Here is a 14,186-nt window from a genome sequence, read left to right on the forward strand (position 1 = left end):
GACAATGAAACGTACTTTCCAACCAAGCACTATCAAACGCGCTCGTACCCACGGTTTCCGTGCTCGCATGGCTACCAAGAACGGTCGTGCTGTCCTGTCGCGTCGTCGCGCCAAAGGTCGTGCGCGTCTGGCAGTTTGATACTCCGGCACTGGAGGTGAGTCAGGACTTCAGTCGGGAAAAGCGTCTGCTTACCCCCCGGCATTTCAAGGCAGTCTTTGACTCCCCTACCGGCAAGGTTCCGGGGAAAAATCTCCTGCTCCTTGCGCGCAACAACGATCTGGATCATCCCCGTCTGGGGCTGGTTATCGGAAAAAAGAGCGTCAAGCTCTCCGTTGAGCGCAATCGCCTCAAACGTCTGATGCGCGAATCGTTTCGCCTGCACCAGGATTCTCTGGTCGGCTGGGACATCGTTATCGTCGCGCGCAAAGGTTTGGGCGATGTAGAAAACCCCGAATTGATTCAGCATTTCGACAAGCTCTGGAAGCGTCTGGCCCGTAACAAGCCGGCACCAGCAGCCAAACCCGAAACTGTAGGGGTAGACAGCCCGAATGCGTAAACTGGCACTCGTTCCGATCCAGTTTTATCGCTATGCCATTAGTCCTCTGATGGCCAGTCACTGTCGTTTCTACCCCAGCTGTTCCTGCTACGCGTATGAAGCCATCGAAAATCATGGCCTTCTGCGCGGTGGCTGGCTGACCTTTCGTCGTTTAGGTCGCTGTCATCCGTGGAATCCCGGTGGTTATGACCCGGTTCCACCTATCCCTACCTCCCGTTCTTCTTCGATGGCCGAGTAATCATGGATATTAAACGCACGATCCTGATCGTCGCCCTGGCAATCGTGTCCTACGTCCTGGTTCTTAAGTGGAACCAGGATTATGGCCAGGCTGCCCTGCCGACTCAGAATGTTGCTGCCAACACTGCCACCCCGGCTCTACCGGATACGCCTGTTGGTAACAATGCTTCCGCCAGTGCCGATGTACCCAGCGCGAATACCGATACCAGCACCCCTACCGAAACTCCGGTAGCGGCAAGCAAAGACCTCATCCAGGTAAAAACGGATGTGCTCGATCTGGCTATCGATCCTCAAGGTGGTGATATCGCCCAGCTGAAGCTGCCGCTGTATCCACGTCGCCAGGACCATCCGGAAATTCCGTTCCAGCTGTTCGATAACGGTGGCGAACGTACTTATCTGGCGCAAAGCGGCCTGACCGGTACCAACGGTCCGGATGCCCGTCCTGCCGGACGCCCGGTTTACTCGGCCGAGAAAAAGATTTACCAACTGGCTGACGGCCAGAACCAGCTGAATGTCGATCTGAAATTCAGCGACGCCGGCGTCAACTACATCAAGCGTTTCACCTTTACCCGCGGTCTGTACGATCTGAAAGTCACCTATCTGATCGACAACACCAGCGACAAGGCCTGGACTGGCAACCTGTTTGCCCAGCTCAAACGCGACGCCAGCTCCGATCCATCTTCCAGCACCGCCACCGGTACCGCGACTTACCTGGGCGCCGCCCTGTGGACAAGTTCCGAGCCGTACAAAAAAGTGTCGATGAAAGATATCGACAAGGGCTCGCTGAAAGAAACCGTGCAAGGTGGCTGGGTTGCCTGGCTGCAACACTACTTCGTGACCGCCTGGATCCCGGCGAAGAACGAAAGCAACGTGGTGCAGACCCGCAAGGACAACCAAGGCAACTACATCATCGGTTTCACCGGCCCGGCGCTGACCATTGCACCAGGTGCCAAGGCTGAAACCACCGCCACTCTGTACGCTGGTCCGAAGAGCCAGGCCGTGCTGAAAGAGTTGTCCCCAGGACTGGAACTGACTGTCGACTACGGCATTCTGTGGTTCATTGCCCAGCCGATCTTCTGGCTGCTGCAACATATCCACAGCATTGTGGGTAACTGGGGTTGGTCGATCATCTTCCTGACCATGCTGATCAAGGGGATCTTCTTCCCACTGTCGGCGGCCAGCTACAAATCCATGGCGCGCATGCGTGCAGTGGCGCCAAAACTGGCGGCTCTGAAAGAGCAACATGGCGACGACCGGCAGAAAATGTCGCAAGCCATGATGGAGCTGTACAAGAAAGAGAAGATCAATCCGCTGGGTGGTTGCTTGCCAATCCTCGTGCAGATGCCGGTGTTCCTGTCCTTGTACTGGGTACTCCTGGAAAGCGTGGAAATGCGCCAGGCACCGTTCATGCTGTGGATTACCGACCTGTCGATCAAGGATCCGTTCTTCATCCTGCCGATCATCATGGGCGCCACCATGTTCATCCAGCAGCAACTGAACCCTACTCCTCCGGATCCGATGCAGGCCAAGGTGATGAAAATGATGCCAATCATCTTCACCTTCTTCTTCCTGTGGTTCCCGGCGGGTCTGGTGCTGTACTGGGTTGTGAACAACTGCCTGTCGATCGCCCAACAGTGGTACATCACACGTAAGATCGAAGCGGCTACCAAGAAAGCAGCTGCCTGACCTACTCTGTGGATAACCACTCAAAACGCCCCCTAGTGGGGCGTTTTGCTATCTGTCACTTTTGTCTGCCTCTTTATGTCTGGAGCGGGTTATGAATGTCCCTCGTGAAACCATCGCAGCCGTAGCCACCGCCCAGGGGCGCGGTGGTGTGGGCATCGTGCGTATTTCCGGACCGTTGGCCAGCATTGCCGCCAAGGCCATCAGCGGCCGCGAGCTGAAACCGCGTTACGCCCATTACGGGCCGTTTTTCAGCGATCGGGACGAAGTCCTGGATGAGGGGATCGCCCTGTATTTCCCGGGGCCGAACTCCTTTACCGGTGAAGACGTGCTGGAACTTCAGGGCCACGGCGGCCCTATCGTCCTTGATATGTTGCTGCAGCGTTGTCTGCAGCTGGGATGCCGCCTAGCCCGGCCGGGGGAATTCAGCGAGCGCGCGTTCCTCAACGACAAGCTCGACCTGGCCCAGGCCGAAGCCATCGCCGACCTGATCGAAGCCAGTTCCGCACAGGCCGCGCGCAATGCCTTGCGCTCTTTGCAGGGGGCATTCTCCAAGCGTGTGCATAACCTGACCGAGCAATTGATCGCGCTGCGCATCTACGTCGAGGCGGCCATTGATTTTCCCGAGGAAGAAATCGACTTCCTGGCCGATGGCCACGTCCTGCAGATGCTCGACGCGGTGCGCGACGAGTTATCCACCGTGGTCCGCGAAGCCGGCCAGGGCGCCTTGCTGCGTGATGGCATGACTGTGGTTATCGCTGGCCGACCCAACGCTGGCAAGTCCAGCCTGCTCAATGCTCTCGCCGGACGCGAAGCGGCAATTGTCACCGAGATCGCCGGCACCACCCGGGATGTGCTGCGTGAACATATCCACATCGACGGCATGCCGTTGCACGTTGTGGATACCGCAGGGTTGCGCGATACCGAAGACCAGGTGGAAAAGATCGGCGTGGAACGTGCCCTCAAGGCCATTAGCGAGGCCGATCGTGTATTGCTGGTGGTCGACGCCACGGCCCCGGAAGCGCTGGACCCCTTTGCCTTGTGGCCGGAGTTCCTGGAACAGCGGCCGGATCCGGCGAAAGTCACTTTGATTCGTAACAAGGCCGACCTGACCAACGAAGCGATCGCCCTGGAGGTCAGCGACGATGGCCACGTGACTATCAGCCTCAGTGCCAAGGCAGGCGGCGAGGGCCTGGAACTGCTGCGTGAGCACCTCAAGGCCTGCATGGGTTACGAACAGACTTCCGAAAGCAGCTTCAGTGCACGCAGGCGTCACCTGGAAGCCTTGCACCACGCCAGCGACGCGCTTGAACATGGCCGTGCGCAATTAACCCTGGCCGGTGCCGGCGAGCTGCTGGCTGAAGACCTGCGCCAGGCCCAGCAATCCCTGGGAGAAATTACCGGCGCTTTCAGCTCGGACGACCTGCTGGGCCGGATCTTCTCCAGCTTCTGCATCGGTAAATAACCCCATCTCCCTATAGGAGCAGCCGTTCGACGGCTTGGTTGCTCGTGATGCTCATGACGGTGTTCCGCCGGCATCACGGGCAAACCCGCTCCTGAAATCCCTCGTACTCCCCATCATTTCCAAGTTTGTCGGGCGCAATTGGGCGCTCCGGCGGATTTCTTGTGGCCGCCGTTTGGTCGGACGAGCTTTTTTCTGTGGATTAAGCCCTGTGAATAACTGCCCTTAGGCTCAGTTGATAACAGGGCGTCAAAACTGAGGAAAAACCGCTCTGTGGATAAGCATCACTTTAATCCACAGGCTTAGACCGGTTATCCAAGGGCCTCGTTGCTACCTAACCACAGACTTTTGAATCTCTGTACACATTGAAAACAAAGGGCTGTATAAATCTATCCACAGATAGGTCGGTGCCTAAGAATAAACATAAAAACAAAGATTTAATAAATTTCTTTCTTTTTAATTTCTATTGTCCGTGAGTCATCCACAGCTGGTTAAATTTTGTGCAAAGGGTTCTTTAGGAAGGGCGAAGACCCTATACTTGTCCGTTATCCCAAGAACCCATCCTTTTTTACCCATATAAGCAGGCACGAGGTGCGTGGTGGATTTCCCTTCCCGTTTTGAAGTGATCGTCATCGGCGGCGGTCATGCCGGTACCGAGGCAGCACTTGCATCAGCACGCATGGGGGCAAAAACCCTGTTGCTGACGCACAACGTGGAAACCCTCGGAGCAATGAGCTGCAATCCCGCGATTGGCGGGATCGGTAAAAGTCATCTGGTCAAAGAAATCGACGCCCTCGGCGGCGCGATGGCCATGGCTACCGATAAAGGTGGTATTCAGTTTCGGGTGTTGAACAGCCGTAAAGGCCCGGCCGTGCGTGCTACCCGCGCCCAGGCCGACCGTATTCTGTACAAGGCTGCTGTCCGCGAAATCCTGGAAAACCAGCCGAACCTGTGGATATTTCAACAGGCAGCGGATGACCTGATCGTCGAACAGGACCAGGTCCGCGGCGTCGTGACCCAAATGGGCCTGCGTTTCTTCGCCGAATCCGTGGTGTTGACCACCGGTACCTTCCTCGGCGGACTTATCCACATCGGGTTGCAGAATTATTCCGGCGGCCGTGCCGGTGATCCGCCGTCGATCGCTCTGGCTCGCCGTCTGCGCGAATTGCCTCTGCGTGTCGGCCGCCTGAAAACCGGTACGCCACCGCGCATCGACGGCCGGTCTGTGGATTTCTCGGTGATGACCGAGCAACCGGGCGATACGCCGATCCCGGTCATGTCCTTCCTGGGCAACAAGGAACAGCATCCGCGGCAGGTCAGTTGCTGGATTACTCATACCAATGCGCGGACTCACGAAATCATCGCTGCAAACCTTGACCGTTCGCCGATGTATTCCGATGCCGGCTCGATCGAGGGCATTGGCCCGCGCTACTGCCCCTCGATCGAAGACAAGATCCATCGCTTTGCCGACAAGGAAAGCCATCAGGTCTTCATCGAGCCGGAAGGCCTGACCACTCACGAGCTGTACCCGAACGGGATATCCACAAGTCTGCCGTTCGATGTGCAGTTGCAGATCGTGCAATCGATCCGCGGCATGGAAAACGCACACATCGTGCGTCCCGGCTATGCCATCGAGTACGACTACTTCGATCCGCGCGACCTGAAGTACAGCCTGGAAACCAAAGTGATTGGCGGCCTGTTCTTTGCCGGCCAGATCAACGGCACCACCGGTTACGAAGAAGCCGGCGCCCAGGGTCTGCTCGCCGGTGCCAACGCCGCATTGCGCGCGCAGGGCAAAGACAGCTGGTGCCCGCGTCGCGATGAAGCCTATATCGGTGTGTTGGTCGACGACCTGATTACCCTGGGAACCCAGGAACCGTATCGGATGTTCACATCCCGTGCCGAATACCGCCTGATCCTGCGCGAAGACAATGCCGACCTGCGCCTGACCGAAAAAGGTCGGGAACTGGGTCTGGTGGACGATGTCCGTTGGGCCGCGTTCTGCAAAAAACGCGAAGGTATCGCTCTGGAAGAGCAACGCCTGAAAAGCACTTGGGTTCGTCCGGGTACCGAGCAGGGTGATGCGATCGCCGAAAAGTTCGGCACACCGCTGACCCATGAGTACAACTTGCTGAATCTGCTGAGCCGTCCGGAAATCGACTACGCTGGTTTGGTCGAAGTGACCGGGCAGGGCGCAGAAGATCCACAGGTCGCCGAGCAGGTCGAGATCAAGACCAAGTACGCCGGTTACATCGACCGCCAGCAGGATGAAATCGCTCGTCTGCGGGCCAGCGAAGACACCAAGCTGCCTGTGGATATCGACTACAGCAACATTTCCGGTCTCTCGAAAGAGATCCAGAGCAAGCTCGGCGCCACGCGTCCTGAAACCCTGGGCCAGGCCTCACGGATTCCGGGCGTGACCCCTGCAGCGATTTCGCTGTTGATGATTCACTTGAAAAAACGCGGCGCGGGCCGTCAGTTGGAGCAAAGCGCTTGAGTTCGCAGGTCACCTCGCAACATGCAGAAGAGTTATCCACAGGTGCTCGCCAACTCGGTGTCAACCTGACAGAAGCCCAGCACGAGTTGCTGCTGGGTTATCTGGCCCTGCTGATCAAATGGAACAAGGCTTACAACCTGACCGCAGTACGCGATCCGGATGAAATGGTCTCGCGTCATCTGCTCGATAGCCTGAGCGTGATGTCGTTCATCGAAAACGGCCGCTGGCTGGACGTTGGCAGCGGCGGCGGGATGCCGGGCATTCCATTGGCTATCCTGTTTCCGGATTCGCAAGTGACCTGTCTGGACAGCAATGGCAAGAAAACCCGCTTCCTGACCCAGGTCAAACTGGAACTGAAGCTGGATAACCTGCAAGTTATCCACAGTCGTGTCGAAGCTTTCCAGCCGCAGCAGCCATTCAACGGGATCATTTCCCGGGCATTCAGCAGCATGGAGAACTTCACCAACTGGACTCGCCACCTCGGCGACCGCGATACACGTTGGCTGGCAATGAAGGGCGTTCATCCCGCCGATGAGCTGGTAGCATTGCCGGCGGACTTCCACCTCGATAGCGAACACGCCCTGGCCGTACCCGGTTGCCAAGGCCAACGCCATCTGCTGATACTGCGCCGCACGGCATGATTGGGAACACAAGCAAGAATGGCTAAGGTATTCGCGATAGCGAACCAGAAAGGTGGTGTGGGCAAGACCACCACCTGCATCAACCTCGCAGCATCGCTGGTTGCTACCAAGCGCCGGGTGCTGTTGATCGATCTCGATCCACAGGGCAACGCCACCATGGGTAGCGGTGTGGATAAACATGGCCTGGAAAATTCGGTCTACGACCTGCTGATCGGCGAATGCGATCTGGCCCAGGCCATGCATTACTCCGAACACGGCGGCTATCAACTGCTGCCGGCGAACCGCGACCTGACCGCCGCGGAAGTGGTTCTGCTGGAAATGCAGATGAAGGAAAGCCGTCTGCGCAGTGCCCTGGCGCCGATCCGGGAAAACTACGATTACATTCTGATCGACTGCCCGCCGTCGCTGTCGATGCTCACGCTCAACGCCCTGGTTGCCGCCGATGGGGTCATTATCCCCATGCAGTGCGAATACTTTGCTCTCGAAGGGCTGAGCGACCTTGTGGATAACATCAAGCGCATCTCCGAATTGCTCAATCCGAACCTCAAGGTCGAAGGCTTGCTGCGGACCATGTACGACCCGCGCCTGAGCCTGATGAACGATGTTTCTGCGCAACTCAAGGAACACTTCGGCGATCAGTTGTACGACACAGTGATCCCACGCAACATCCGTCTGGCGGAAGCCCCCAGTTATGGCATGCCGGCGTTGGTCTACGACAAACAGTCCCGCGGTGCCATCGCCTATCTGGCCCTTGCTGGCGAGATGGTTCGTCGGCAACGGAAAAATTCACGCGCAGCCGCTGCCCAGCCAACTTAAGGAATCCCCATGGCCGTCAAGAAACGAGGTCTCGGACGTGGACTGGATGCACTGTTGAGTGGTCCGACTGTCAGCTCGCTGGAAGAACAAGCGGTTCAAGCCGATGTGCGTGAGCTGCAACATTTGCCGCTGGACCTGATCCAGCGCGGCAAGTATCAGCCGCGCCGGGACATGGACCCTCAGGCACTGGAAGAATTGGCGAGCTCGATCAAGACTCAGGGCGTAATGCAGCCAATCGTGGTGCGTCCGATCGGTTCCGGCCGTTTTGAAATCATCGCCGGCGAGCGCCGCTGGCGCGCCAGCCAGCAGGCGGGTCAGGAAACCATTCCGGCGATGGTCCGCGATGTGCCCGACGAAACCGCTATCGCCATGGCGCTGATCGAGAATATCCAGCGCGAAGATCTCAACCCTATCGAGGAAGCGGTTGCCCTGCAGCGCCTGCAGCAGGAATTCCAGCTGACTCAGCAGCAGGTTGCCGAGGCTGTGGGTAAGTCCCGCGTCACCGTAGCCAACTTGCTGCGCCTGATCGCTTTGCCTGAAGTGATCAAGACCATGCTGTCCCACGGCGACCTGGAAATGGGTCATGCCCGTGCCTTGCTGGGTTTGCCGGAAAATCAACAGGTTGAAGGGGCGCGACACGTTGTCGCACGTGGCCTCACCGTACGCCAGACCGAAGCCCTGGTTCGCCAGTGGTTGAGTGGCAAACAGCAACCTGCCGAACCTGTAAAACCCGACCCGGATATCGCGCGCCTGGAGCAACGCCTGGCCGAGCGCCTGGGCTCTGCGGTGCAGATTCGTCACGGAAAGAAAGGGAAAGGTCAGTTGGTGATCGGGTATAACTCCCTCGATGAGCTTCAAGGCGTCCTTGCACACATCCGCTGAAACATTTCCTCATGTAGCGTGCAGTCGGAAATCACTACCCGGCAGTTGAATAGGGGCTGAACCGCCCCTATACTCTGCGCGCATTTTGTCGGCACAAATTATGCCAAGTTATTGAATTCTGGCAGCCGACCCATGAGGAGCAAGAGTGATGGAAACCCGCACGCCAAACCGCCTGCCGTTCCATCGCTTGGCGGTTTTCCCGGTTTTATTGGCTCAGTTGGTCGTTTTATTGCTGGCCGCCTTGGCGCTCTGGTATTGGCATGGAGTCGTAGCCGGATACTCAGGCCTTTGTGGGGGACTGATAGCCTTGCTCCCCAATGTGTATTTCGCTCATAGGGCATTTCGGTTTTCCGGCGCCCGAGCAGCTCAAGCCATCGTCCGGTCTTTTTATGCCGGCGAGGCGGGCAAACTGATTTTGACGGCAGTGCTCTTTGCATTGACGTTCGCAGGTGTGAAGCCATTGGCGCCGCTAGCTGTATTCGGCGTCTTCGTGCTGACCCAACTGGTCAGCTGGTTCGCTCCCCTGCTTATGAGAACAAGACTTTCGAGACCTTAGGGCGTTTGAGGCAACCATGGCAGAAACAACCGCTTCGGGCTATATCCAGCACCACTTGCAGAACCTGACCTTCGGTCAGCTACCTAATGGCGGCTGGGGCTTTGCCCACACCGCAGCAGAAGCCAAAGAAATGGGTTTCTGGGCATTCCACGTCGATACTCTCGGCTGGTCTGTGGCGTTGGGTCTGATCTTCGTTCTTCTTTTCCGCATGGCGGCCAAGAAGGCAACTTCCGGTCAGCCAGGTGCTTTGCAGAACTTCGTTGAAGTATTGGTCCAGTTCGTCGATGGCAGCGTGAAAGACAGCTTCCATGGCCGTAGCCCAGTGATTGCACCGCTGGCACTGACCATCTTCGTCTGGGTGTTCCTGATGAACGCCATCGACCTGATCCCGGTCGACTGGATTCCTCAACTGGCCATCCTGATCTCCGGCGATGCGCACATTCCTTTCCGTGCCGTGTCGACTACCGACCCGAACGCCACGCTGGCCATGGCCTTCTCGGTGTTTGCACTGATCATTTTCTACAGCATCAAGATCAAGGGCATCGGCGGCTTCATCGGCGAACTGACCCTGCACCCGTTCGGCAGCAAGAACATCTTTGTTCAAGCGCTGCTGATTCCGGTGAACTTCCTGCTTGAATTCGTGACGCTGATCGCCAAACCAATCTCTCTGGCACTTCGTCTGTTCGGCAACATGTACGCTGGCGAACTGGTGTTCATCCTGATCGCCGTGATGTTCGGCAGCGGCCTGCTCTGGCTCAGCGGCCTGGGCGTGGTGCTGCAATGGGCGTGGGCTGTGTTCCACATCCTGATCATCACCCTGCAAGCGTTTATCTTCATGATGCTGACCATCGTCTACCTGTCGATGGCGCACGAAGAGAACCATTAAGACCGGTCTCGACCAGTCTGATGTCCCTCCCGGTCAAACGGGAGGGGGCCCGTCTAGGGCACGATGAAACGATTTGTTTTACCGCTTTAATCTAAAAAACCTAAACCATACGACGTAAAAGTCGGGAGGAAAGATGGAAACTGTAGTTGGTCTAACCGCTATCGCTGTTGCACTGTTGATCGGCCTGGGCGCACTGGGTACCGCAATTGGTTTCGGCCTGTTGGGCGGCAAGTTCCTGGAAGGCGCTGCGCGTCAGCCAGAAATGGTTCCAATGCTGCAAGTTAAAATGTTCATCGTTGCCGGCCTGCTCGACGCCGTGACCATGATCGGCGTTGGTATCGCTCTGTTCTTCACCTTCGCGAACCCCTTCGTTGGTCAACTCGCTGGCTAATCACTCGAATTTTCGAGTTGATTGGTGTGATGGACAACGAACGAGCGAGGTGTTGGCGTGAACATTAATGCAACCCTGATTGGCCAGTCCGTTGCGTTCTTCATTTTTGTACTGTTTTGCATGAAGTTCGTGTGGCCTCCGGTCATCGCGGCTTTGCACGAACGTCAGAAGAAGATCGCGGATGGACTGGACGCTGCCAGCCGAGCAGCTCGCGACCTGGAACTGGCCCAAGAGAAAGCGGGTCAGCAACTGCGCGAAGCAAAAGCTCAGGCAGCCGAAATCATTGAGCAAGCCAAGAAACGCGGTAACCAGATCGTCGAAGAGGCTGTTGAAAAAGCCCGTGTCGACGCTGACCGTGTGAAGGTTCAGGCTCAGGCCGAGATCGAGCAGGAACTGAACAGTGTCAAAGACGCGCTGCGTGCCCAACTGGGTGTGCTGGCCGTTGGCGGCGCCGAGAAGATCTTGGGTGCCACAATCGATCAAAACGCGCACGCGGAGCTGGTTAACAAACTGGCTGCTGAAATTTAAGCGAGGGCGATCATGGCAGAACTGACCACGTTGGCCCGACCTTACGCTAAGGCGGCCTTCGAGCACGCTCAGGCCCACCAGCAGCTGGCCTCTTGGTCAGCCATGCTCGGCCTGGCTGCAGCAGTGTCGCAAGACGACACCATGCGGCGCGTGCTCAAGGCCCCGCGACTGACGAGCGCAAACAAGGCCGCCACGTTTATCGACGTGTGCGGCGACAAGTTCGATGCCAAGGCACAGAATTTCATCCACGTCGTTGCCGAAAACGACCGTCTCCTGCTTCTGCCGGAGATCGCCGCCCTGTTCGACCTGTACAAGGCCGAGCAAGAGAAGTCGGTAGATGTGGAAGTCACCAGTGCTTTTGCGTTGAACCAAGAACAGCAAGACAAACTCGCCAAGGTTCTCAGTGCACGACTCGACCGGGAAGTGCGCCTGCAAGTTGCGGAGGACGCTGCCCTGATTGGTGGTGTCGTCATCCGCGCCGGCGACCTGGTTATCGATGGCTCGATTCGCGGCAAAATCGCGAAACTTGCCGAAGCATTGAAATCTTGAGTTTGAAGGGGCAGCAGAGCAATGCAGCAACTCAATCCTTCCGAAATAAGTGAAATTATCAAGGGCCGCATCGAAAAGCTCGATGTGACCTCCCAAGCCCGTAACGAAGGCACTGTCGTCAGCGTTTCTGACGGTATCGTGCGGATTCACGGTCTGGCCGACGTCATGTACGGCGAGATGATCGAGTTTCCGGGCGGTGTCTACGGTATGGCACTCAACCTCGAGCAAGACTCCGTAGGTGCCGTTGTACTGGGCGCATACACGACTCTGGCTGAAGGCATGAGCGCCAAGTGCACTGGCCGCATCCTCGAAGTTCCGGTTGGTAAGGAACTGCTGGGTCGCGTAGTCGACGCACTGGGTAACCCAGTTGACGGCAAAGGTCCGCTGAACAACACCGAGACCGACGCGGTCGAGAAAGTTGCTCCAGGCGTGATCTGGCGTAAGTCGGTAGACCAGCCTGTACAGACTGGCTACAAGGCTGTCGATGCCATGATCCCTGTCGGCCGTGGCCAGCGTGAGCTGATCATCGGTGACCGTCAGATCGGTAAGACCGCTCTGGCGATCGACGCGATCATCAACCAGAAAGACAGCGGCATCTTCTGCGTATACGTGGCTATCGGTCAGAAACAATCGACCATTGCCAACGTTGTTCGCAAGCTGGAAGAAAACGGCGCTCTGGCCAACACCATCATCGTGGCTGCCAGTGCTTCCGAATCCGCTGCCCTGCAATTCCTGGCACCGTACTCCGGTTGCACCATGGGCGAATTCTTCCGCGACCGCGGTGAAGACGCGCTGATCGTTTATGACGATCTGTCCAAGCAAGCAGTGGCTTACCGCCAGATTTCCCTGCTGCTGCGCCGTCCACCAGGCCGTGAAGCTTACCCAGGCGACGTGTTCTATCTCCACTCCCGTCTGCTGGAGCGCGCATCCCGCGTTTCGGAAGAGTACGTAGAGAAGTTCACCAACGGCGCGGTAACTGGCAAGACCGGTTCCCTGACCGCACTGCCGATCATCGAAACCCAGGCTGGCGACGTTTCCGCGTTCGTTCCGACCAACGTGATTTCCATCACCGACGGTCAGATCTTCCTGGAATCGGCCATGTTCAACTCCGGCATCCGCCCGGCAGTGAACGCCGGTGTTTCGGTATCCCGTGTAGGTGGTGCCGCTCAGACCAAGATCATCAAGAAGCTGTCCGGTGGTATCCGTACCGCCCTGGCTCAGTACCGTGAACTGGCGGCATTCGCCCAGTTCGCTTCTGACCTGGACGAAGCGACCCGTAAGCAACTTGAACACGGTCAGCGCGTTACCGAGCTGATGAAGCAGAAGCAATACGCGCCTATGTCCATCGCTGACATGTCGCTGTCGCTGTATGCCGCTGAACGTGGGTTCCTGACTGACGTCGAAATCGCCAAGATCGGTAGCTTCGAACAAGCGCTGATTGCTTACTTCAACCGCGATCACGCCGATTTGATGGCGAAGATCAACGTGAAGGGTGACTTCAATGACGAAATCGACGCTGGCCTGAAAGCCGGTATCGAGAAGTTCAAGGCCACCCAAACCTGGTAAGCCGCAGCGGGGGCCGCGAGGCTCCCGCTTGCTAACCTGATAGGTGTTACATGGCAGGCGCAAAAGAGATTCGCAGTAAGATTGCGAGCATCAAAAGCACGCAAAAGATTACCAGCGCCATGGAAAAAGTGGCGGTCAGCAAAATGCGCAAGGCACAAATGCGCATGGCTGCTAGCCGTCCTTACGCGGAGCGCATCCGCCAGGTTATTGGTCATCTGGCCAACGCCAACCCGGAATATCGCCACCCGTTCATGATCGACCGCGCAATCAAGCGCGTCGGTTATATCGTGGTGAGCAGTGACCGTGGTCTGTGCGGTGGTTTGAATACCAACCTGTTCAAGGCTTTGGTCAAGGACATGGCGGTAAACCGCGAAAATGGCGTCGAGATCGATCTGTGCGTGGTTGGCAGCAAAGGTGCGGCTTTCTTCCGTAACTTCGGCGGTAACGTCGTCGCTGCAATCAGCCACCTGGGCGAAGAGCCGTCGATCAATGATCTGATCGGCAGCGTCAAGGTGATGCTGGATGCCTACCTGGACGGCCGGATTGACCGCCTGTCCGTGGTGTCCAACAAGTTCATCAACACCATGACGCAACAGCCTACGGTGGAGCAGTTGATTCCGCTGGTGGCAACCCCGGATCAAGAACTCAAGCACCACTGGGACTATCTCTACGAACCGGATGCCAAAGAGCTGCTTGACGGCTTGATGGTTCGCTACGTGGAGTCGCAGGTCTACCAGGCGGTGGTCGAGAACAACGCGGCTGAACAAGCTGCGCGGATGATCGCGATGAAGAACGCTACCGACAACGCCGGTGATTTGATCAGCGATTTGCAGCTGATCTACAACAAGGCGCGTCAGGCTGCGATCACCCAAGAGATCTCGGAAATCGTCGGCGGCGCTGCCGCGGTTTAACGGTTCAAATATTCAGAGGATCCA

General features: G+C 57.2%; 16 protein-coding genes. All 16 read left to right on the plus strand.

The window, feature by feature from the left end:
- The first annotated feature begins 4 nt into the window (after positions 1 to 4).
- The 16 genes from rpmH (at position 5) to atpG (ending at position 14,162) form a co-directional block, all read left to right on the plus strand.
- Complete coding sequence (gene rpmH, locus BMY68_RS14780) at positions 5 to 139, plus strand: 50S ribosomal protein L34 (protein WP_003213577.1); 135 nt, start codon at positions 5 to 7, stop codon at positions 137 to 139.
- Between the two features lie 16 nt (positions 140 to 155).
- A complete protein-coding gene (rnpA, locus tag BMY68_RS14785; RefSeq protein ID WP_204840077.1) occupies positions 156 to 557 on the plus strand; it encodes a ribonuclease P protein component in 402 nt (133 codons plus the stop codon).
- Positions 550 to 795, plus strand: coding sequence for a membrane protein insertion efficiency factor YidD (gene yidD, locus BMY68_RS14790; RefSeq protein WP_010465488.1), 246 nt, complete (start codon positions 550 to 552; stop codon positions 793 to 795). Before rnpA ends, yidD begins: the two co-directional genes overlap by 8 nt.
- A gap of 2 nt (positions 796 to 797) precedes the next feature.
- Positions 798 to 2,480: a membrane protein insertase YidC gene (gene yidC / locus BMY68_RS14795; RefSeq protein ID WP_085532634.1), complete on the plus strand. Its 1,683-nt coding sequence runs from the start codon at positions 798 to 800 to the stop codon at positions 2,478 to 2,480.
- Between the two features lie 91 nt (positions 2,481 to 2,571).
- On the plus strand, positions 2,572 to 3,942 hold the full coding sequence (gene mnmE, locus BMY68_RS14800) for a tRNA uridine-5-carboxymethylaminomethyl(34) synthesis GTPase MnmE (protein ID WP_085532636.1): 1,371 nt from the start codon (positions 2,572 to 2,574) through the stop codon (positions 3,940 to 3,942).
- A 595-nt stretch (positions 3,943 to 4,537) separates the two neighbouring features.
- On the plus strand, positions 4,538 to 6,436 hold the full coding sequence (mnmG, locus tag BMY68_RS14810) for a tRNA uridine-5-carboxymethylaminomethyl(34) synthesis enzyme MnmG (RefSeq protein WP_007924490.1): 1,899 nt from the start codon (positions 4,538 to 4,540) through the stop codon (positions 6,434 to 6,436).
- A complete protein-coding gene (gene rsmG / locus BMY68_RS14815; RefSeq protein ID WP_007924492.1) occupies positions 6,433 to 7,077 on the plus strand; it encodes a 16S rRNA (guanine(527)-N(7))-methyltransferase RsmG in 645 nt (214 codons plus the stop codon). The genes mnmG and rsmG overlap by 4 nt, the downstream gene beginning before the upstream one ends.
- Before the next feature lie 18 nt (positions 7,078 to 7,095).
- Positions 7,096 to 7,893: a ParA family protein gene (locus BMY68_RS14820; RefSeq protein ID WP_007924494.1), complete on the plus strand. Its 798-nt coding sequence runs from the start codon at positions 7,096 to 7,098 to the stop codon at positions 7,891 to 7,893.
- A gap of 9 nt (positions 7,894 to 7,902) precedes the next feature.
- The gene (locus BMY68_RS14825) at positions 7,903 to 8,775 is read left to right on the plus strand and encodes a ParB/RepB/Spo0J family partition protein (RefSeq protein WP_007924496.1); all 873 of its coding nucleotides are present in this window, start codon (positions 7,903 to 7,905) and stop codon (positions 8,773 to 8,775) included.
- A 148-nt stretch (positions 8,776 to 8,923) separates the two neighbouring features.
- Positions 8,924 to 9,331, plus strand: a complete 408-nt coding sequence (locus BMY68_RS14830) for a F0F1 ATP synthase subunit I (RefSeq protein ID WP_085532638.1) — start codon at positions 8,924 to 8,926, stop codon at positions 9,329 to 9,331.
- A gap of 16 nt (positions 9,332 to 9,347) precedes the next feature.
- Positions 9,348 to 10,217 (plus strand): F0F1 ATP synthase subunit A, encoded by an 870-nt coding sequence (gene atpB, locus BMY68_RS14835; protein ID WP_007924498.1) that lies wholly within the window; start codon positions 9,348 to 9,350, stop codon positions 10,215 to 10,217.
- Between the two features lie 133 nt (positions 10,218 to 10,350).
- The gene (gene atpE, locus BMY68_RS14840; RefSeq protein ID WP_002555987.1) at positions 10,351 to 10,608 is read left to right on the plus strand and encodes a F0F1 ATP synthase subunit C; all 258 of its coding nucleotides are present in this window, start codon (positions 10,351 to 10,353) and stop codon (positions 10,606 to 10,608) included.
- Between the two features lie 57 nt (positions 10,609 to 10,665).
- Complete coding sequence (locus tag BMY68_RS14845; RefSeq protein ID WP_007924504.1) at positions 10,666 to 11,136, plus strand: F0F1 ATP synthase subunit B; 471 nt, start codon at positions 10,666 to 10,668, stop codon at positions 11,134 to 11,136.
- Positions 11,137 to 11,148: 12 nt separating this feature from the next.
- Positions 11,149 to 11,685, plus strand: coding sequence for a F0F1 ATP synthase subunit delta (locus BMY68_RS14850; protein ID WP_085532640.1), 537 nt, complete (start codon positions 11,149 to 11,151; stop codon positions 11,683 to 11,685).
- Between the two features lie 21 nt (positions 11,686 to 11,706).
- On the plus strand, positions 11,707 to 13,251 hold the full coding sequence (gene atpA / locus BMY68_RS14855; RefSeq protein WP_007924506.1) for a F0F1 ATP synthase subunit alpha: 1,545 nt from the start codon (positions 11,707 to 11,709) through the stop codon (positions 13,249 to 13,251).
- A gap of 50 nt (positions 13,252 to 13,301) precedes the next feature.
- A complete protein-coding gene (gene atpG / locus BMY68_RS14860; protein ID WP_007924507.1) occupies positions 13,302 to 14,162 on the plus strand; it encodes a F0F1 ATP synthase subunit gamma in 861 nt (286 codons plus the stop codon).
- Positions 14,163 to 14,186: the final 24 nt, after the last annotated feature.

Origin of the sequence: Pseudomonas sp. NFACC41-3 (genome assembly GCF_900109505.1) — a bacterium.
In the GTDB taxonomy this organism is placed as follows: domain Bacteria; phylum Pseudomonadota; class Gammaproteobacteria; order Pseudomonadales; family Pseudomonadaceae; genus Aquipseudomonas; species Aquipseudomonas chlororaphis.